15 protein-coding genes are annotated in these 17,874 nt (G+C 65.6%); 11 read left to right on the top strand and 4 right to left on the bottom strand.

What is annotated here, in order from left to right:
- The first annotated feature begins 72 nt into the window (after nt 1-72).
- From DNX69_RS10430 to DNX69_RS10415, 4 genes are all read left to right on the top strand, one after another.
- Complete coding sequence (locus tag DNX69_RS10430) at nt 73-1,158, top strand: helix-turn-helix transcriptional regulator (RefSeq protein ID WP_110785895.1); 1,086 nt, start codon at nt 73-75, stop codon at nt 1,156-1,158.
- A 134-nt stretch (nt 1,159-1,292) separates the two neighbouring features.
- Nucleotides 1,293-2,006 carry a hypothetical protein gene (locus tag DNX69_RS10425; RefSeq protein ID WP_110785894.1) on the top strand — a complete coding sequence of 238 codons (714 nt, stop codon included), beginning with the start codon at nt 1,293-1,295 and terminating at the stop codon, nt 2,004-2,006.
- 326 nt (nt 2,007-2,332) lie between these two features.
- Entirely contained in the window at nt 2,333-4,396 is a 2,064-nt protein-coding gene (locus DNX69_RS10420; protein WP_110785893.1) for an FAD-dependent oxidoreductase, read from the top strand.
- A 117-nt stretch (nt 4,397-4,513) separates the two neighbouring features.
- Nucleotides 4,514-6,652 (top strand): ABC transporter ATP-binding protein, encoded by a 2,139-nt coding sequence (locus DNX69_RS10415; protein ID WP_110785892.1) that lies wholly within the window; start codon nt 4,514-4,516, stop codon nt 6,650-6,652.
- Between the two features lie 11 nt (nt 6,653-6,663).
- Here DNX69_RS10415 and DNX69_RS10410 read toward each other — a convergent pair whose 3' ends face one another.
- Entirely contained in the window at nt 6,664-7,116 is a 453-nt protein-coding gene (locus DNX69_RS10410) for a MarR family winged helix-turn-helix transcriptional regulator (RefSeq protein ID WP_110785891.1), read from the bottom strand.
- Between the two features lie 114 nt (nt 7,117-7,230).
- Between DNX69_RS10410 and DNX69_RS10405 the strand changes: the two genes are divergently transcribed.
- Nucleotides 7,231-7,659 carry a VOC family protein gene (locus DNX69_RS10405; protein WP_110785890.1) on the top strand — a complete coding sequence of 143 codons (429 nt, stop codon included), beginning with the start codon at nt 7,231-7,233 and terminating at the stop codon, nt 7,657-7,659.
- Between the two features lie 127 nt (nt 7,660-7,786).
- A complete protein-coding gene (locus DNX69_RS10400) occupies nt 7,787-8,992 on the top strand; it encodes an MFS transporter (protein ID WP_110786066.1) in 1,206 nt (401 codons plus the stop codon).
- Nucleotides 8,993-9,039: 47 nt separating this feature from the next.
- Here DNX69_RS10400 and DNX69_RS10395 read toward each other — a convergent pair whose 3' ends face one another.
- Nucleotides 9,040-10,242: a YbfB/YjiJ family MFS transporter gene (locus DNX69_RS10395; RefSeq protein WP_207803133.1), complete on the bottom strand. Its 1,203-nt coding sequence runs from the start codon at nt 10,240-10,242 to the stop codon at nt 9,040-9,042.
- A gap of 96 nt (nt 10,243-10,338) precedes the next feature.
- Here DNX69_RS10395 and DNX69_RS10390 point away from each other — a divergent pair, with 96 nt between their 5' ends.
- On the top strand, nt 10,339-11,220 hold the full coding sequence (locus DNX69_RS10390; protein ID WP_234826915.1) for a LysR family transcriptional regulator: 882 nt from the start codon (nt 10,339-10,341) through the stop codon (nt 11,218-11,220).
- A gap of 172 nt (nt 11,221-11,392) precedes the next feature.
- On the opposite strand, the gene DNX69_RS10385 is transcribed toward DNX69_RS10390, so the two are convergent.
- On the bottom strand, nt 11,393-12,088 hold the full coding sequence (locus DNX69_RS10385) for an O-methyltransferase (RefSeq protein ID WP_110785888.1): 696 nt from the start codon (nt 12,086-12,088) through the stop codon (nt 11,393-11,395).
- 135 nt (nt 12,089-12,223) lie between these two features.
- Here DNX69_RS10385 and DNX69_RS10380 point away from each other — a divergent pair, with 135 nt between their 5' ends.
- Entirely contained in the window at nt 12,224-13,072 is an 849-nt protein-coding gene (locus DNX69_RS10380; protein WP_110785887.1) for an AraC family transcriptional regulator, read from the top strand.
- Here the strand turns inward: DNX69_RS10380 and DNX69_RS10375 are convergent.
- Complete coding sequence (locus tag DNX69_RS10375; protein ID WP_165825221.1) at nt 13,035-13,928, bottom strand: hypothetical protein; 894 nt, start codon at nt 13,926-13,928, stop codon at nt 13,035-13,037. The genes DNX69_RS10380 and DNX69_RS10375 overlap by 38 nt on opposite strands.
- A gap of 947 nt (nt 13,929-14,875) precedes the next feature.
- Here DNX69_RS10375 and rpsL point away from each other — a divergent pair.
- The 3 genes from rpsL to fusA are packed head-to-tail and all read left to right on the top strand — an operon-like array spanning nt 14,876 to nt 17,836.
- Complete coding sequence (gene rpsL, locus DNX69_RS10370; RefSeq protein ID WP_008969396.1) at nt 14,876-15,247, top strand: 30S ribosomal protein S12; 372 nt, start codon at nt 14,876-14,878, stop codon at nt 15,245-15,247.
- 15 nt (nt 15,248-15,262) lie between these two features.
- Nucleotides 15,263-15,733, top strand: coding sequence for a 30S ribosomal protein S7 (gene rpsG / locus DNX69_RS10365; protein WP_110785885.1), 471 nt, complete (start codon nt 15,263-15,265; stop codon nt 15,731-15,733).
- Between the two features lie 30 nt (nt 15,734-15,763).
- Nucleotides 15,764-17,836, top strand: a complete 2,073-nt coding sequence (gene fusA, locus DNX69_RS10360; RefSeq protein WP_110785884.1) for an elongation factor G — start codon at nt 15,764-15,766, stop codon at nt 17,834-17,836.
- Nucleotides 17,837-17,874 lie beyond the last annotated feature (38 nt).

Raw genomic sequence — 17,874 nt, 5'->3', positions numbered from 1 at the left:
GAATGCCTGATATAAGAGTGGTACTGCGCGCGTCGTAGCTGCGGCGGCGCTACTCGATCGGTGTAGCGAACGATGACTTTGCCTGCAGATTATGCCGGTCTCGTCGATCGTATCTACGAGGCTGCGCTCGTGCCGCAGCTGTGGCCCGAGCTTCTCGGTGCACTCAGCGCGATCTCCGGCGGCGAGCGTGGCGTACTGTTCGCGGTGCGCGACGGCTACTCCAGCGGGATCGTATCGCCGGGCTGGGAAGATCAGCTGCAGGTCTTCATGCGGGATTGGGCGCATCGGGATCCGCTGCTGTCCCGGGCGCAGCAGAAGAACCATGCCGGGTTCCTGACCGACCTCGATCTGGTGAGCGCGGATCTGATCGCGACGCATCCGATCTATCGGGAGTTCTATCGACCGAGCGGCATGGGCTATCGCGCCGGGACGCTGATTCCGATTCCGAGTGGGGACGTGATTTCGATCCTGCTGCCGCGACACCACGATCTTGGGCCGGTTCCGCCGGACGTCGTGCATGTGCTGGACGAACTGAGGCCGCACATGGCGCGCGCCGCGATGACGGCCAACCGGATTGGGTTCGAGCGGGCGAAAGCTCAGACCGATGCGATACAGGCTCTCGGTTTGCCGGGCGCGGTGCTGCGCGGCGCCGGCCGGGTGTTTGCGGCGAATGCGTTGTTCGACGCCCTGGTGCCTGCGGTGTTTCAGGACCGCGCCCAACGCCTGACGATCGCCGATCGGTCGGCCGACGCCGTGTTCGCCGAAGCGGTTGCCGCGCTGCCGAGCGCTCCGGCGGTCAGGTCGATTCCGGTGGCGGCTTCGCAAGGCAATTTGCCGTTGGTGCTTCACCTGATCCCGGTCCGCGGGTCGGCTCGGGACGTCTTCACCCAGGCGATCGCGCTTCTGGTCGCCACCCCGGTGGATCGCGCCAGAGTGCCGACCGCGGACGTTCTGCAGGGGCTGTTCGACTTGACGCCGGCGGAGGCGCGGGTCGCGCGTGGCATCGGCGAGGCGCACTCGGTCGATGCGGTTGCGACCGCGCTCGGCGTCTCTCGGGAGACGGTGCGGAGCCAGCTCAAAGAGGTTCTGTCGAAGACCGGGCTGTCGCGTCAGCAGGAACTGATCTCGCTGCTGGCCGGCAAAGCGGTCTGGACGTGATGCCGATCGTGCCGAAGCCTGTGGTTGCGCCAGCGAGCCCGCAGCAATTTACGTAACGTCACCCGATCGGGTGATGCGAGTATTTGGCTACATCCGCAAGTTGAAAGGTAACCACGATCACAGCGGGCATTTCGATGCAAACGTTGGACCTGCTCGACTACTTCCGAGTCGATTTCGACGCCCCTGAGCCGCCGCTTCTTGCCGCGCCGGCGCCTTGGCCGCCGGCCGCCGCGCTCGCCACTGAGCCTGGTATCGTGATTATGCTGACCGACGAAGACCGCCAGGCGGCCTGGCGGTTGAACCGCAGATCGATTGGCGCGATCGGCGACCTTACCCCGGCCACCGAGCGTGCTGACCGGACCGCGGCTGCCGCCTGCGCGCGGCGCAGCTTGGTGCTGATCGCTGCGCGGCAGCAGCGGATGCTGGCCACCGTGCGGCTGGTCCGTGCCGCCGATGCGGACCACGAGGCCGGTGTCGCTCGCCTGCTGGAAGCCGCTGCGCCGGACGAGCTCTCCACCCTGGTTCTGCATGTCCAGTTCGCGATGCTTGCGGAGCGCCCGGCACGGGCGATGATCGTACCGCTGTTCCGGCAGGCGTATCGCAGCGCGATGCTCGCCGGCGCCAGATCCGGCTTGATTGCCGCCGCGCCGTCGTTGCGCGACCTACTCCTGCCATTCGGCTGGCGGCGGACGGGCGCCTGCTATCGCGACCCGATCGCGGGTGAGGTCGAGATCCTACGGCTCGATCTGTTCGAGTTTGACCGTCTCCGCGCCGTCGACTCGCCGTTGTCGAGCGTCGCTCGCGATCTGCTGAACAGCGCCGAGCGCCGGTTGTACGACGCAAGGTGAGGCGAAAGGGCGCCTCGATCACGGGCGCCGCCAGTCGAAGCCTCGGCAAAATCAGCCATTCGGTAGCCAATTTGGCCCCGCGAACGGCTGAGCGGCCGCGTTTTGTGCCCAACCTTACGCTTCGTTCATCTTCCCTTCAGGTGAAAAGCGCCTTGCTGTATTCCGAGCCAAGCGATCCCGGCATGGGGCGCCGGTTTCGACGTCAAAATCAGCCTTAAGCCATTGAAGCGAAGCTGATTTTCTCAGAGAATCACGGCCCTGACAGGAGCCGCGACGCGAACCGGCACGCGCGGCGGACGCTGCGGCGATGTTTCTGAAAGAACACGATGTTTGATCTTGCAATCGTAGGTGGCGGCCCGGGCGGTCTGATGAGCGCCTGGTATCTCAAACGAAAGCTCGGGGACCTGTGCAAGGTCACCATCTTCGAAGCCTCCGACCGGCTCGGTGGCAAGATCGTCACCCAGAAATTCGAGACCGCGCCGGCGATGTACGAGGCCGGCGTTGCCGAGCTGTACGACTACTCGATGACGGGCCCGGATCCGTTGCGGGAACTGGTGCAGCATTTTGGGCTGCAGACCATCCCGATGGATGCCGAGCAGGTGCAGCTCGACGGCGAACTGCTCAACGACGTGCCCGGCATGCGCAAGAAGTACGGCGACAAGACCGCCGAAGCGATCGTCGCATTCCGCAAGACGTGCAGCGAGCAGATCACACCGACCGAATACTACGAAGGCGTCGGTGCGCACGACAACGATCATCCCTGGGCCTGGACCAATTGCGAGCAGCTACTCGACAAGGAGATCGAGGACCCGACCGCCAAACGCTTCTTCAAGGTGATGGCGAAGTCCGACATCGCCACCGAGAGCCACAACACCAACGGCCTCAACGCGCTCAAGAATTTCGTGATGGATATCGACGGCTATATCGGCCTGTATTCGATCCAGAACGGCAACGAGCAGCTGATCGAGTGCCTGCGTTCGGAGATCGACGCCGACATCCAGTTCAATCACCGCGTCCTCAAGGTCGGCAAGACCGACAGCGGCCGCTATGAGCTGAACATGATGAACGGCAAGGGGCCGGAGACGCGCGATTTCGACCTCGTGCTGATGTGCCTGCCGCACAACTGGCTCGCCACGCTGAGCTGGGGCAATGAGCAACTGCGCAAGGCGATGGTCAAGCACGTCGCCTATTTCGATCGCCCGGCGCACTATTTGCGGATCTCGCTGCTGTTCGATTCCCCGTTCTGGGGCGACAAGATCCCGGGCTCCTGGTTTATGTCGGAAGCGTTCGGCGGCTGCTGCGTCTACAACGAAGGCTCGCGCCACGACGTCGGCAAATACGGCGTGCTCAATTTCCTGATCGCCGGCTCGGACGCGCTGGCATTCTCGAATCTGACCGACAAGGAGCTGATCGAGCTGGCGCTGAAGTCGCTGCCGGCTGCGCTCGGCGACGTTCGCGGGCATTTCCTGGAAGGCAAGACCCACCGCTGGCTGTCGTCGGTGAACTGCATTCCCGGCGGCCTGCCGGTGCGCGACGTCATGACCAATCATCGCCCCGAGCCGAAGAACCATCCGGGGTTCGTGATCGTCGGTGACTATCTGTTCGATTCGACGCTGAACGGTCTGCTGGATTCCTCGGACGCCGCCACCGACATCATCGTCACCGAGACGATGAAGCTGCGCCGTGCCCGTGCCAATGACGGCAAGCCGGTCTCCGACAAGATCGACCGCGACTATTTCGAGAACTATCGCAACCAGGGCCCGTATCGCGAGGTCTGGAGCCGGTTCACCGATCCGGACTATCTGATCCAGACCATCAAGACGGTGTGGGACGCGCCGCACGGCTATAAGCTGCTGGTCGCCGGCTCCGCCAGCGGCGAGCTGGTCGGCGCGCTGCGGCAGCGCGGCGTCGATGCCTACGGCGTCGAGAACAACCGCTTCATCCACGGCAAGACCCCGGAAGCGCTGAAGCCCTTCAACAAGCTGGGCTCGATCACCGACCTGCCGTTCGAGGACGAGGAATTCGACTTCGTATTCGAAACCAGCCTGTGCCACGTCGCCGAGAACCGCGTGGTCAAGGCGATCCGCGAACTGCGTCGTGTCGCCCGCACCGGCCTGGTGTTCGGCTCGGTGACCAGCGACATGGATGCGGGTGTGATCGATCGCTACGACCTGCTGCGCGGCATCAAGAAGCTCGGCACCTGGTGGGAGTGGTCGGAGCTGTTCTTCTCCAACGGCTTCGACCTGTCGGTCCATCGCAACGATTGCGGCGACGCGCTGTGGGAGCTCGCGGTGAAGGCGGGCAGGGGCCCCGGCCAGTGGTACAGCGACGCCGACAGCCTGCGCTATTCGTTCTTCGACAAGATCGACGACGAGGACGACGACGACTGAGCCAAGGTCGTCGCGGACGGCTCGCGTTCGCTTCAGGAAATCCGGCGCCGTGGCTTGAACAAGTCACGGCGCTGCTCATTGTAGTCGTGCGGTCCGGCCCCCAACGGTTTTCGAGTCATGGCGCGCAAGCCCAATCCTCCTGCTACTCCGGACCCGGCGCCGGCCGACAAGGCTGCCGCGACGCCGCCTGCCGACTCCGAGACCGCCGGTTCGTCTCCCGGCGGCCCAGCCTCCGGCTCTGAAGGTGCCGCGCCGGTTTCGCCGCTGGACGAGAAGTTTGCGCTGCCGGTCGGCGCCGCGGCGCCGATGGTGCCGACCACCAAGCCGCCGGTGAAACAGCTCATCGCCGACAAGACTCCCGCAGTTCCTTTGCCGGGCGGCAAAGATGCCGCCGACGATGATGACGACGACGAGGCAGAGGACGACGAGGAGGACGATGACGACGACGAGGAACTCGTCGTCTTCACCGCCCGCGAGGCCGCCGGCGCGTTCGCGACGATCGCCGGTTTCATCCGGCCGGTCGTGGTCAACTACAAGAAGATGCTGGCGTTCGTGGTGTTCGGCGTGGTCGTCGAGACGCTGTTCAACGTCATCATGCCGCTCAGCCTCAAGTTCCTGATCGACGACGCGCTCGGCGAGGAGGATTTCCACGAGCTCTACAAGATCCTGTCGATCCTCGGCGTCGCCGGCATTATCACTTCGATCGTCGCGGTGTGGTACGAGCGCTGGGACGCGCGGCTCGCCGCAAGCGTGGTCGCCGACGTCCGCACCAGGCTGTTCGAGCACGTCCAGCGCCTGCCGGCCGGCTATTTCGCCCGCACCAAGCGCGGCGAGATCCTGTCGCGGTTCTCGATCGACATGGCGGCGTTCGAAAGCGTGGTGGAAATCCTCGCCAACACCGCGCTGCTGCCGTTCCTCGAGCTGATCGCCGGCATCATCCTGATGCTGTTCCTGAACTGGCAGCTCGCCGTTGTGGCGCTGTTGATCTTTCCGATCACCCTGATCGGCCCGCGGATCCTGACACCGAAAGCGGTGCAGGCGAACTACGAGCAGAAGGTGCAGGAGGCCGGCGTGCTCGGCCTGGTTCAGGAAAATGTCGGCGCCCAGGCGGTGGTCAAGGCGTTCAGCCTGCAGCGCAAGATGTTCGGCTTCTTCTCGCTGCGCAATCAGGCGACGCGGCAGAAGATGGCGCAGGCCACCTTCCTGACCTCGATGGTCGAACGCAGCGTTACCGTCTCAGTGTTGATGCTGCATCTCTTGGTGCTGGCGCTCGGCGCGTATCTGGCGACCACCGGCCAGATCACCGTCGGCACTTTCGTCACCTTCGAGAGCGCGTTCTGGGAGGTGTCGTACAACATCTCCCATCTGATGCAGTTCATCCCGGTGTCGATCCAGGCGGCCGCCGCGGTGCGCCACATGCAGGAACTGCTCGACGAGAAGACCCCGATCTCCGACAAGCCGGGCTCCGCCGAGCTGCCGCGGATCGTCGACAACATCGCGTTCGAGCGGGTGTCGTTCGCCTACGAGGGCGCCGAGCGGCCGGTGATCGATAGTCTCAGCCTCAAGCTGAAGGCTGGCAAGACCATCGCGATCGTCGGCCCGAGCGGATCGGGCAAGAGCACGCTGCTCAACATGGTGCTGCGGTTGTACGACCCGACCGAGGGGCGGGTCTCGATCGACGGCGTCGACATCCGCAGCGTGACGCTGGACTCGCTGCGGCGGAGCATGGCGGTGGTGTTCCAGGAGAACATGCTGTTCAACATGTCGATCCGCGACAACATCCGGCTCGGCAAGGAAGGCGCCACCGACGCGGAGGTGGTGCAGGCGGCCAAGAAAGCGGAGATCCACCGCTTCATCATGAGCCTGCCGGAGAAATACGACACCGTGGTCGGCGAGCGCGGCGACACGCTGTCAGGCGGCCAGCGCCAGCGCATCGCGATCGCTCGCGCCATCGTCCGCGATCCGTCGGTGCTGCTGCTCGACGAGGCGACCTCGGCGCTCGACCAGACCACCGAAGCGGCGATCAACAAGACGCTGATGAAGCTGGCGCGCGGCCGCACCATGATCTTCTCGACCCACCGCCTGACCTCGGTGGTCGATATGGACGAGATCGTCGTCATCTCCAACGGCCAGGCGATCGAACGCGGCTCGCACCAGGAGCTGCTCGCCAAGAACGGCGTCTATCGCAAGCTGTGGGACGACCAGAAGCGTCACGGCGCCGGCGATGATGACGACGATGATGACGACGATGAGTGAATAGCGGGACGTCAGTCAGCAAGGCGGCCGAGCCGGTTGAGTTCGGCCCGTACGCCGTCGGCATCGATGAGATCCGCTTCGATCTCGGCGTGCAGCTTGCGCCAGATCGGGACTGCCGCGGCCAGTGTCTTGCGCCCCGTGGGCGTCAACCGCAGCAGCCTGGCGCGCCGGTCCGCCGGATCAATCAGCACTTCGAGCAGATTGCGCCGCTCCAGCGGCTTTAGGTTCGCCGTCAGCGTCGTCCGGTCCATGGCCAGTAGCGCGGCGACGCTGCCGAGCGGGGCGGGCTGCGGCCGGTTGAGCGACATCAGCAGCGAGAACTGACCGCTGGTGAGCCCCGCCGGCTTCAGCGCGAGGTCGAACCGCCGCGCCAGCGCCCGCGCGGCGCGCTGGGCGTGCAGGCACAGGCAGCTGTCGCGCACCAGCAGCGTGGTTTCAAAACTCGGTTCGGCTGACGGACGCATTGAGAACGGCTCTTGACAAGCGAAGGCAATATACGTTGATATCAACCTAATGACCGGTGTTCAAGCGCGCTCGTGCGATCGCGCGTCGCCGGGCGCACAGGAGAGGAAAACTGCATGAAGATCGTGACCAGCCTGAGCTTCCAGGGGCAGTGCCGTGAGGCGTTCGAGTTCTACGCAAAAGTGCTGGGCGGCAAGATCACTGCGGCCTTCCCCTATAGCGACGCGCCGCCGGACATGCCGGTCACCGATCCGAAGTACAAGTCCTGGTTGATGCATTGCTGGCTCGAGGTCGGCGATCAGGCGCTGATGGGCGCCGATATGGACACCGGCTGGGCTCCGAACGTCGACAAGCCGAAGAACGGGTTCGACGTCACGCTGCACACGGAGGACAAGGCCGAGGCGCAGCGCTGGTATGAGCAATTGTCCGAGGGCGGCAAGCCGATGATGCCGTTCGGCGAGACCTTCTGGTCGCCGGGATACGGCTCGCTGATTGATCGCTTCGGCATTCCCTGGATGATCAACACGTTGCCCGCGGCGGCTTGATCGCGGCGGAAGTCTTTCACCGCCCTTGCGAAGCGAAGCAACCCAGCTTCGCGCGCAAGCTGGATTGCTGCGTTGCTTCGTTCCTCGCAATGACGCGACAAAGGCTCTGCACGACATGGAAACGACCATGAACCAGTCCTATCGTTGGGTGATCGTTGCGGCCGGCGGCGTGCTCGGCTGCGTGGCGGCCGGCGCGATGTTCTCGCTGCCGGTGCTGATCAGGCCGATGTCTCAGGACACCGGCTGGTCGGTCACCGGCATCTCGACCGCGATGACGATCGGCTTCCTGGCGATGGCGGCCGCCAGCATGTTGTGGGGCAATCTGTCGGACAGGTACGGGCCGCGCCCCGTCGTGCTGACCGGATCGGTGGTGCTTGCGGCCAGCCTCGCGCTCGCCAGCCGCGCGACGTCGTTGATCGAATTCCAACTGCTGTTCGGCGTACTGGTCGGCGCCGCCACTGCCGCCGTGTTCGCGCCGATGATGGCCTGCGTCACCGGCTGGTTCGACACCGGGCGCGGCCTTGCGGTGTCATTGGTCTCCGCCGGCATGGGGATGGCGCCGCTGACGATGGCGCCGCTGGCGGCATGGCTCGTGACGATCCACGACTGGCGGGGCGCGATGCTGATCATCGCTGCAGTGGTCGCCGCGCTGATGATTCCTGCGGCGCTGCTGGTGCGGCGGCCGCCGGCGCTGGAAGCGGGCGGCGCTGCGGCGGCGGTGGATTCGGCGGACGAGATGACGGTGGGGCAGGCGGTGCGCTCGCCGCAATTCGTCACCCTGATGCTGGCCAACTTCTTCTGCTGTGCGACCCATTCCGGCCCGATCTTCCACACCGTCAGCTACGCGGTGACCTGCGGCATCCCGATGATCGCCGCGACCTCGATCTATAGCGTCGAGGGACTGGCCGGGATGTTCGGCCGGATCGGCTTCGGCCTGGCCGGCGACCGCTTCGGCGCGCAGCGCGTGCTGGTGATCGGCCTGCTCGCGCAGGCGTTCGGGGTGCTGGCCTACGCCTTCGTCGGCGGGCTCGGCGGCTTCTACGCCGTCGCCGTCGCGGTCGGCTTCATCTACGCCGGCACCATGCCGCTTTATGCCGTGATCATCCGTGAGAATTTTCCGCTGCGGATGATGGGCACGATCGTCGGCGGCACCGCGATGGCCGGCAGCCTCGGCATGTCGACCGGCCCCGTGCTCGGCGGGCTGATCTACGATTCCTATGGCAGCTACGCGCCGATGTATGTCGCCTCCTGCGGCATGGGCCTCGCCGCGATGCTGATCTTGGCGACGTTCCGGCCGTTCCCGCCGAGGCGGGTGGAATTAGCGGTGGCGTAGCAGTCGCGCGTGCCGGCTCGAAAGCGAAACGGATAGCAGCAGCTCAGTCAGGCGGTCGGCTGGACATCCCGACAGAGCCAGGCTGTGCTGATCGCCAGCAGCAGGGTGGAGGTCGCGCTGGCCCAGGCCATGCTGTCCCAGCCGGCCCAGGTGCCGGTGCCGAGCAGGCGAATGACGACCGGCCCGATGATTTGTCCCACGGCGAACGCCACCGTCATCCGCGCCAGCAGCGGCGTCGGATTGGCGGGACACAGCTCGCGGGCAAGCTGCAGTCCGGCCATCGTCGCGACCATGAAGGTGCCGCCCACCAGCACTGCGGAGACTGCGAGAGACCACAGCGCGTGGCTGATCAACGGCAGCGCCGTGCCGAGCGCCATCGTCCCTTGCGCCAGCGCCCAAACCCGCCGCCGCGGCCAGCCGTGGAGCCGATGAGCCGCGAGCGCCACCGACACCGCGGCGGCCAGCCCGAACAACGGCCAAGTGATGCCGAACACCAGCGGATCCGCCGTCAGTTCCCGCGCCATCGCCGGAAGGAAGGTGGCCGGAATGATGTAGCCGAAGCCGAATGCGCCGTAACACACCACGACGCCCCACTCACGATCCGCACCCTTTGTCGCCACGCGCGCGTGCGGAGGCGTGACTGCCGGCGGCGGCGGGCTGGTCCGGCGTCCGAGGCCGCCGGCGACGATGATCGTGCCGACGGCCGTGATCGTTCCGAGTTCGAGCCACAGCGCGGAAGCCGTCTGCTGCCCGCCGAGCCAGGCGATCGTTCCGGCCAGCGCAATGCCGAGGCCGACGCCGCAATAGATCCAGGCGCCGAGCTGCGGCGTGTGGCGCCGCGCCAGTTCGGTGAGACACCAGCTGCTGGCGCACACCAGCGCCCATGCGCTGCAGACCCCGGACACGGCGCGCAGCACGGCGCCAAAGAGCTCCATCGAGCTGCGATCGATCCACGCGGGCGCCATCGTCGACAGCACGATGCCGACCAGGGACAGGCGCAAGCCGCGCTGCGGATGGCCGGCAAAGATCGAGGCGGTCAGCGCGCCCGCCAGGTAGCCGGCGTAGTTCGCGGCCGCCCATTCGGCGCCGGCGGCGGCATTCAAAGTGCCGTCGCGCATCATCAGCGGCAATAGCGGCGTGAACGCGAACCGGCCGATCCCCATCGCGGCAGCGAGCGCCACGACGCCGCTCGCGACGATCAGCCAGGTCGGTGGATGAAGGTCGGCGGCTTCGGCGGAAGTGCGGTGCATCAAGTCGTCCGATCGGAACAAGCGAGGCGTCGACAACAGCAAATCCGGCCTGCGTTGAAAAATGAATTATTCTGAACTACCGTTCTCGATATGAGAATGATGGACCTCGACGACCTCGAGATCTTCCGCGCCGTCGTCAGGGAGGGCGGGGTCACCCGCGCGGCGGACCGGCTGCACCGGGTGCCGTCCAACGTCACCACCCGCATCAAGCAATTCGAGGAGCGGATCGGGCACAGCCTGTTTCGCCGGCAGGGGCGCGGTCTGGTTCTCACCGATGTCGGCCGCACCCTGCTAAGCCACGCCGAACGTCTGCTGCGGTTGGCCGATGCCGCCGAGCAGGAGTTGCGCAGCGGGAAGGCGAGGGGCGTGCTGCGGCTGGGGTCGTTGGAAAGCGCCGCCGGGGTGCGGCTGCCGCCGCTGCTGTCGCGGTTTCATGCGCGTTATCCCGACATCGCGATCCAGATGACGACCGACACCACCGGCGCGCTGCTTCGGCAGTTGGAGCGGTTCGAGATCGACGCCGCCTTCGTCTCCGAGCCGTTCGAGCCGGGACGCTTCGCCTCGGTCGCCGCGTTCGAGGAAGAACTGGTGCTGATCACCGCCAAGGGCGACCGCGCGCTGCGCCGCTCCGCGGATCTCGGGGGCAAGACCGTGGTGGCGTTTCCTCACGGCTGCTCCTACCGGCGGCGCCTGATGGAGTGGCTGGCGTCCGAGGGTGTGTCGCCAGATCGTATTCTCGATCTCGGCTCCTATCACGCCATCGTCGCCTGCGTGGCGGCGGGCTCCGGCATCGCCATCGTGCCGACAGGCGTGCTCGATCACGCCGCTTTGGGCACGGCGGTGGATCGCCACCCGCTGCCGGCCAAGCTGCGCAAGAACCGGACGCATCTGGTCTGGTCCGGCGACCCGAGTTCGCCGCTGCAAGCCCTGATGGCGCTGCTTCCGAATGCGGGTGCAAAGCGGCGGGCTGTTGGATAGCGGGAGGACGGTCCATTCGTCTTCACGCTCGCCGAACGGCCTGATGGGTGGCGAGGCGGTTAGCGATCGCGCCGGCAGTTCCGCGCCGATGTCGCTCGCTCCCCGCGCCGTCGCCCATCGCCGCGAAGCTGAGCCGCGCGGCGTTCAGAGTCTGGCGACCTGCCGGTCGGGGTCATCCGATCCGCACGGTGAATTCGTTGCCGCGGCCTTCGTCGATGTCGAGGGAGCGGGAGAAATAGCCGTTGGCGGGCGCGCGGACGTAATCGAGATAGTCCTGCGCAAAGGCGTTCTCGCCGAGGATGACGGCGCCGGGTGCCAGCCGCGGCTCGATCAGTTTGAGTACCGGCAGGTACAGCGAGAACGCGCCGTCGATCGAGAGAACATCGACGTCGCCGCCGACATCTTTCAGCGTGTCGAGTGCATCGCCTTCGCGGATCTCCACCAGGTCGGCCAGCCCCGCCGCGTCGAGGTGAGCCCGCGCTCGCGCGACCTTGGTGGGCTCGATCTCGGAGCCGATCAGCCGGCCGCCGCCATTGTCGCGTAGCGCAGCCGCGAGGTAGATGGTCGATATTCCCATCGATGTGCCGAACTCGACGATCCGGGTCGCCCTGCGGGCGCGCGTGATCGCATATAGAAGGCGCCCGTAGGCCGGCGACACCGCCAGGAAGTGCTCGGCGTGATCGCGATATGCCGCCCGGTAATCCGCCCGTTCGGTGGCGATCAGCTCGCTCACCGCTTCCTCGACCGAAGTCCCTGACGCTTCCAACCGCGCCATGAACTCGACCCCGAAATCATGATCCGCGGCCTCGGCCTCGGCGTGGAGTTTGTCGAGCGTCTCTGCGATGCGCTTGCTGCTCAGCGATGTCATGCAAGTCCCTTTCGGTAGACCGAGACCGGTTCGGCCTCAGCTGTCCGGGTGAGTAAAGGGAGGCGGCGTTGGCGTCATTACGCAGCTTAGACAGATTGTTATCCATTCACGCCAAGCCGCGCGGTAGGCTGGCCCATGCCCATTCTCACCGACAGCTCCACTGAGTCCGACTGGACCGAACCCGACGAGGTCGCGCGCCCGGTCGTGGCCTATGGTATGGCGTCGGAGACGATCGGTTCGTTCGAACTCGACAAGCACTGCCATGCCAAGGCGCAGGTCCTTTTGGTGCAGCGCGGTGCACTGAGTTGCCGGGTGGACGGCGGATTGTGGATCGTGCCGCCGCGTAGCGCGGTCTGGATCCCAGGCGGCACGCTGCATGCGATCACCGCAACCGGCAGGCTTGAAGGCTATGCCGCGTTCGTCGCCGCCGGCATCGATGTGGGACTGCCGCAGCGCTGCTGCACCGTCTCGGTGACACCGCTGCTGCGCGAACTGCTGTTCCGGGCCGCCAGGCTGCCGTTGCTGTACGATCAGGACGGAGCCAGTTCGCGACTGATCGCGGTATTGCTGGACGAGATCGCAGCCGCCAGGATCGAAGATCTGCATTTGCCGATGCCGTCCGATCCGCGGCTGCGCGCCTTGGCCGAGCGGATGATGGCCGCGCCCGCCGACCGTGCTTCGCTGGAGCAGTGGGCGGCGCGTGTCGGCCTGAGCGGGCGGACGCTGGGGCGGCTGATCAGCCGCGAGACCAGCATGAGCTTCGGGCGCTGGCGCCAGCAGCTCGGCGTGATGCTGGCGGTGCAGTGGCTGGCCGGTGGCGCCTCGATCCAGCAGGTCGCCGCCGATCTGGGTTACGAAAGCGTTCCGAGCTTCGTCACCATGTTCCGCAAGACACTCGGCACGTCGCCGGGCCGCTACATGGCGGAGCGCTATGCCGGCGCCCGAGTCACTTGCTGCTCAGATACAGCGGCGTCCTCACGGTGAGCTGATAGGCCGGCTTCGGCGTCCATGACACCTGCGCGGTGATGCCGAACCGGCGGTTGTCGTTGTCGTCCATCTTGTCGAGGTCGATCCGCAGGATCGGCTGGGTGAAGGCGTAGATCGGGGTGAAGCGTAGCAGCTCGGCGCCGCCGAACGACTGCAGGCCGGCGCGCCCCGTGAGCTTCCAGTTGCTGTCCCACTGATAATAACCGCCGAGCCAGCCGACCGTGTTCGGATGGATTTCGGCGCGGTCGGCGTCGATCGCCGTGGTGGTGAATTGCACGCCGGCCAGAACGCCGCGGGTCTCGTCGGCGTCGAACGCGTAGGATGCTTCGAGCACGGTGTTGAGCGAAGTGGTGGCGAGCGGCCCGCTCGGCACCGAGCGGGTGAGGGTGGTCTGCAGCGTCAGCGTCGGCAGCGATCCGCCGTCCTGGCGATAGAGGTCGGCCTGGACGCCGACGTTCCAACTGGTGATGTCGACCGAGCTCCAGCCCGATCCGCCGTTGCTGGTGGTGGCGCTGAAGCCGCCATACAGCGAGACGCGGTCGTTGACGTCGATGGTCAGCGGGACGTCGAGTTCCGCGCTCTGGCTCGCCGGCAGCGTCGGCACCTGCAGCGGCGGCAGCGCCGCCAGCTCGCGCAGGCGCGACAGCACGGCGATGGTCGGGCTGGAGAAACCGATCGACAGCACCCCGGCCGGAGTGCGGCCGTAGCTGGTGCGGAGGTCGAGGTAGATGTTGGGGTAGGTCTGGGCCGGGACGTCGTCGTCGTCATCCCCGCTGGCCGCGCGGGCGGGCAGGGCGAGGAGCTGCAACGAGACGACAACTGCGGCGATCGCCGCCCTCCGGCGTCGCCGCATCGCCCGATCTCGCCCCGAACCCGCCATCTCTGTCCAACGCATCTTGCGGCCGGCCGATCAAGTCGCCCCGTCTGCCACTTAGCCACAGCGGTTCCGCCGCCGGCAATCGGGATCGTCCGGCTTCTGTGGATCGCGCCGATGCTGGGCACGGTCGTCCTTGAACCGGGCGGCGGGCCTTGGTCGAATGGGTCGGCTTCGATTGTGTGCTGGGGTACCGTAAGGCGCGGCGGCGAGGCGACGGCGCCGGCTTGTGCCGAATCGAGACGGCCGGACGGGGCGAATCCCCCGGAGTCGGAGGCGGATTCGCCCGGGCGGTCGCTGACGATTCTATGAATCTCGCCGCGCAAAGTGCCGATCCGGCCCTCGCGAGCGGGCTCCGGAGTCCGAAAACGGACCTCCGCTGCGGCCGAACCGGGACGCAACAACGCCCCATTCCATCGGCATTTCACGCCGGTCGGGGCAGGCGCCGAAAGTCGTCGCCGAACCGTCATCAAACGGCGGTTTTGCCTTGACTTAGGGGTGGTCCACCGATACAACCCGCCCACTTCAAGACAGGCGGTGAGCGTCGCCAACGTCGGAACGGAAAACCCGGGCCGTCCTTTCAAGGACTTACGGGCACCACCCTCGACCCAAGACGCTCAAACGCTGTCGACATAAGCCAGGCAATGCCAGGACATTGAGCGTTCTTTCGAGGTCTTTCTCGGTAAGGACGGTTTTGGAAGCATGACCTCGGTAGGAACCGGTCAGTGGAAGCTGCCCGGTCTTTGCTGCGGTCCTCTGTTGCGTGGAAGCGCTTTCCGCTCAGAGATGGGCGGCTGGCGCGATTTCGCTTTGCGTGATCGGACGATTGGTCTGGTCGGGCAGGGCGGCCGCTGGGGCGGGTAGCTCCGAATGAATTTGCGAAGCCGAGTGACGGTTTCGCGCGAAGCTTGAGGGTGAAGGCGAAGATGCCGACGATCAACCAGCTGATCGCAAATCCGCGCGTGGTGCAGAAGTCGCGCAAGAAGGTTCCGGCCCTGCAGCAATCGCCGCAGAAGCGCGGCGTGTGCACTCGCGTCTACACCACGACGCCGAAGAAGCCGAACTCGGCGCTGCGTAAGGTCGCCAAGGTGCGCCTGACCAACGGTTTCGAGGTCATCGGTTACATTCCGGGTGAGGGTCACAATCTGCAGGAGCACTCGGTGGTCATGATCCGCGGTGGCCGCGTCAAGGACTTGCCGGGCGTGCGCTACCACATCCTCCGCGGCGTCCTCGATACCCAGGGCGTCAAGAACCGTAAGCAGCGCCGTTCGAAGTACGGCGCGAAGCGTCCGAAGTAAGCGGGGAGAGCATCCATGTCCCGTCGTCACGCAGCCGAAAAGCGCGAAGTTCTGCCCGATCCGAAGTTCGGGAACATCATCGTCACCAAGTTCATGAACTCGGTGATGTACGCCGGCAAGAAGTCGGTCGCCGAAGGCATCGTCTACGGTGCGTTCGATCTGATCGAGGCCAAGACCAAGCAGCCGCCGCTCGGCGTGTTCGAGCAGGCGCTCGAGAACGTGATGCCGGCGATCGAGGTCCGTTCCCGCCGCGTCGGTGGCGCCACCTATCAGGTGCCGGTCGAAGTTCGCAGCACCCGCCGTCAGGCGCTGGGCATCCGCTGGCTGATCACCGCCGCCCGTGGTCGCAACGAAAAGACCATGACCGAGCGTCTGTCGGCCGAGCTGCTCGACGCCTCCAACAACCGCGGCAACGCGGTGAAGAAGCGTGAAGACGTGCACAAGATGGCGGAAGCCAACCGCGCGTTCTCGCACTACCGCTGGTAACGGCAAAGCAACGGAATCAAGGAAGACGCTATGCCCCGCGTTCACGCCATCGAGGACTACCGCAACTTCGGCATCATGGCCCACATTGATGCCGGCAAGACCACGACGACCGAGCGCATCCTGTTCTACACCGGCAAGAGCCACAAGATCGGCGAAGTGCACGAAGGTGCCGCGACGATGGACTGGATGACGCAGGAGCAGGAGCGGGGCATCACCATTACGTCGGCCGCCACGACCGCGTTCTGGAACGGCAAGCGCCTGAACATCATCGACACTCCCGGCCACGTCGACTTCACCATCGAGGTCGAGCGTTCGCTGCGCGTGCTCGACGGTGCCGTGTGCGTTCTCGACTCCAACCAGGGCGTCGAGCCGCAGACCGAGACCGTGTGGCGTCAGGGCGACAAGTACAAGGTTCCGCGGATCGTCTTCGCCAACAAGATGGACAAGACCGGCGCCGACTTCTTCAAGTGCCTGCAGGACATCATCGACCGCCTCGGCGCCAAGCCGGTTGCGATCCAGCTGCCGATCGGCTCGGAGAACAACTTCAAGGGCGTGATCGATCTCGTCCGCATGAAGGCCATCGTTTGGAACGATGAATCGCTCGGCGCCAAGTTCGAGGACGTCGAAATTCCGGCCGAACTGCTCGATCAGGCCAAGGAATATCGCGAGAAGATGATCGAAGCCGCCGTCGAGCTCGACGACGACGCGATGGCTGCTTACCTCGAAGGCAACGAGCCGGACGAAGCGACGCTGAAGAAGCTGCTGCGCAAGGCGGTGCTGACCGGCGCGTTCTATCCGGTGCTGTGCGGCTCGGCGTTCAAGAACAAGGGCGTGCAGCCGCTGCTCGACGCCGTGGTCGACTATCTGCCGTCGCCGCTCGACGTGCCGGCGATCAAGGGCACCGACGATCAGGGCAACGAAGTCGTGCGCAAGGCGGACGACAAGGAACCGCTGTCGCTGCTGGCGTTCAAGATCATGGACGACCCGTTCGTCGGCACCATCACCTTCTGCCGCATCTATTCGGGCGTTCTGCAGAGCGGCACCGGCGTGGTGAACTCGACCCGCGAGAAGAAGGAGCGCATCGGCCGCATGCTGCTGATGCACGCCAACAACCGCGAAGACATCAAGGAAGCCTATGCCGGCGACATCGTCGCGCTGGCCGGTCTGAAGGAAGCTCGCACCGGCGACACGCTGTGCGATCCCGCCAACCCGGTGATCCTCGAAAAGATGGAATTCCCGGAGCCGGTGATCGAGATCGCGATCGAGCCGAAGTCGAAGGCCGACCAGGAAAAGCTCGGCATCGCGCTGGCGAAGCTGGCTGCCGAAGATCCGTCGTTCCGGGTGTCGACCGACCTCGAGTCCGGTCAGACCATCCTGAAGGGCATGGGCGAACTTCATCTCGACATCAAGGTCGACATCCTGAAGCGCACCTACAAGGTCGATGCCAACATCGGCGCGCCGCAGGTGGCGTTCCGTGAGCGCATCACCAAGAAGGCCGAAGTCGACTACACCCACAAGAAGCAGACCGGCGGTACCGGTCAGTTCGCTGCGGTCAGCTTCGTCGTCGAGCCGAACGAGCCGGGCGGTGGCTACGTGTTCGAGTCGAAGATCGTCGGCGGTGCGGTGCCGAAGGAGTACATCCCCGGTGTCGAAAAGGGCATCGAGAGCGTGCTGTCGTCGGGCGTGGTCGCCGGCTTCCCGGTGGTCGACGTCAAGGTGACGCTGGTCGACGGTAAGTACCACGACGTCGACTCGTCGGCGCTGGCCTTCGAAATCGCCTCGCGTGCCGCGTTCCGCGAAGCGCTGCAGAAGGGCAAGTCGGTTCTCCTCGAGCCGATCATGAAGGTCGAAGTGGTGACCCCGGAAGACTACACCGGTTCGGTCATCGGTGACCTGAACTCGCGGCGTGGCCAGATCCAGGGTCAGGACATGCGCGGCAACGCCAACGTGATCAACGCGATGGTGCCGCTGATGAACATGTTCGGCTACGTCAACAACCTGCGCTCGATGAGCCAGGGCCGGGCGAACTTCACCATGCAGTTCGACCACTACGCTGAAGCGCCGGCCAACGTGTCGGCTGAAGTCCAGAAGAAGTTTGCCTGATTGTCGCAGGTGTGAGCCGCGACTGAACGGAGAGAGCA

This window comes from Rhodopseudomonas palustris (assembly GCF_003226555.1).
GTDB lineage: Bacteria > Pseudomonadota > Alphaproteobacteria > Rhizobiales > Xanthobacteraceae > Rhodopseudomonas > Rhodopseudomonas palustris_I.
The sequence above is the reverse complement of the archived record's forward strand: the minus strand, read 5'-3'. Positions and strand labels throughout refer to the sequence as shown.

Excerpts from the sequence above, each read along its gene's own strand:
- DNX69_RS10395 (WP_207803133.1), bottom strand. The coding sequence starts at position 10,242 with ATGCACCGCACTTCCGCCGAAGCCGCCGACCTTCATCCACCGACCTGG.
- DNX69_RS10400 (WP_110786066.1), top strand. The coding sequence starts at position 7,787 with ATGAACCAGTCCTATCGTTGGGTGATCGTTGCGGCCGGCGGCGTGCTC.
- DNX69_RS10405 (WP_110785890.1), top strand. The coding sequence starts at position 7,231 with ATGAAGATCGTGACCAGCCTGAGCTTCCAGGGGCAGTGCCGTGAGGCG.
- DNX69_RS10375 (WP_165825221.1), bottom strand. The coding sequence starts at position 13,928 with ATGCGGCGACGCCGGAGGGCGGCGATCGCCGCAGTTGTCGTCTCGTTG.
- rpsL (WP_008969396.1), top strand. The coding sequence starts at position 14,876 with ATGCCGACGATCAACCAGCTGATCGCAAATCCGCGCGTGGTGCAGAAG.
- DNX69_RS10390 (WP_234826915.1), top strand. The coding sequence starts at position 10,339 with ATGATGGACCTCGACGACCTCGAGATCTTCCGCGCCGTCGTCAGGGAG.
- DNX69_RS10420 (WP_110785893.1), top strand. The coding sequence starts at position 2,333 with ATGTTTGATCTTGCAATCGTAGGTGGCGGCCCGGGCGGTCTGATGAGC.
- rpsG (WP_110785885.1), top strand. The coding sequence starts at position 15,263 with ATGTCCCGTCGTCACGCAGCCGAAAAGCGCGAAGTTCTGCCCGATCCG.
- DNX69_RS10430 (WP_110785895.1), top strand. The coding sequence starts at position 73 with ATGACTTTGCCTGCAGATTATGCCGGTCTCGTCGATCGTATCTACGAG.
- DNX69_RS10415 (WP_110785892.1), top strand. The coding sequence starts at position 4,514 with ATGGCGCGCAAGCCCAATCCTCCTGCTACTCCGGACCCGGCGCCGGCC.
- DNX69_RS10385 (WP_110785888.1), bottom strand. The coding sequence starts at position 12,088 with ATGACATCGCTGAGCAGCAAGCGCATCGCAGAGACGCTCGACAAACTC.
- DNX69_RS10380 (WP_110785887.1), top strand. The coding sequence starts at position 12,224 with ATGCCCATTCTCACCGACAGCTCCACTGAGTCCGACTGGACCGAACCC.
- DNX69_RS10425 (WP_110785894.1), top strand. The coding sequence starts at position 1,293 with ATGCAAACGTTGGACCTGCTCGACTACTTCCGAGTCGATTTCGACGCC.
- DNX69_RS10410 (WP_110785891.1), bottom strand. The coding sequence starts at position 7,116 with ATGCGTCCGTCAGCCGAACCGAGTTTTGAAACCACGCTGCTGGTGCGC.
- fusA (WP_110785884.1), top strand. The coding sequence starts at position 15,764 with ATGCCCCGCGTTCACGCCATCGAGGACTACCGCAACTTCGGCATCATG.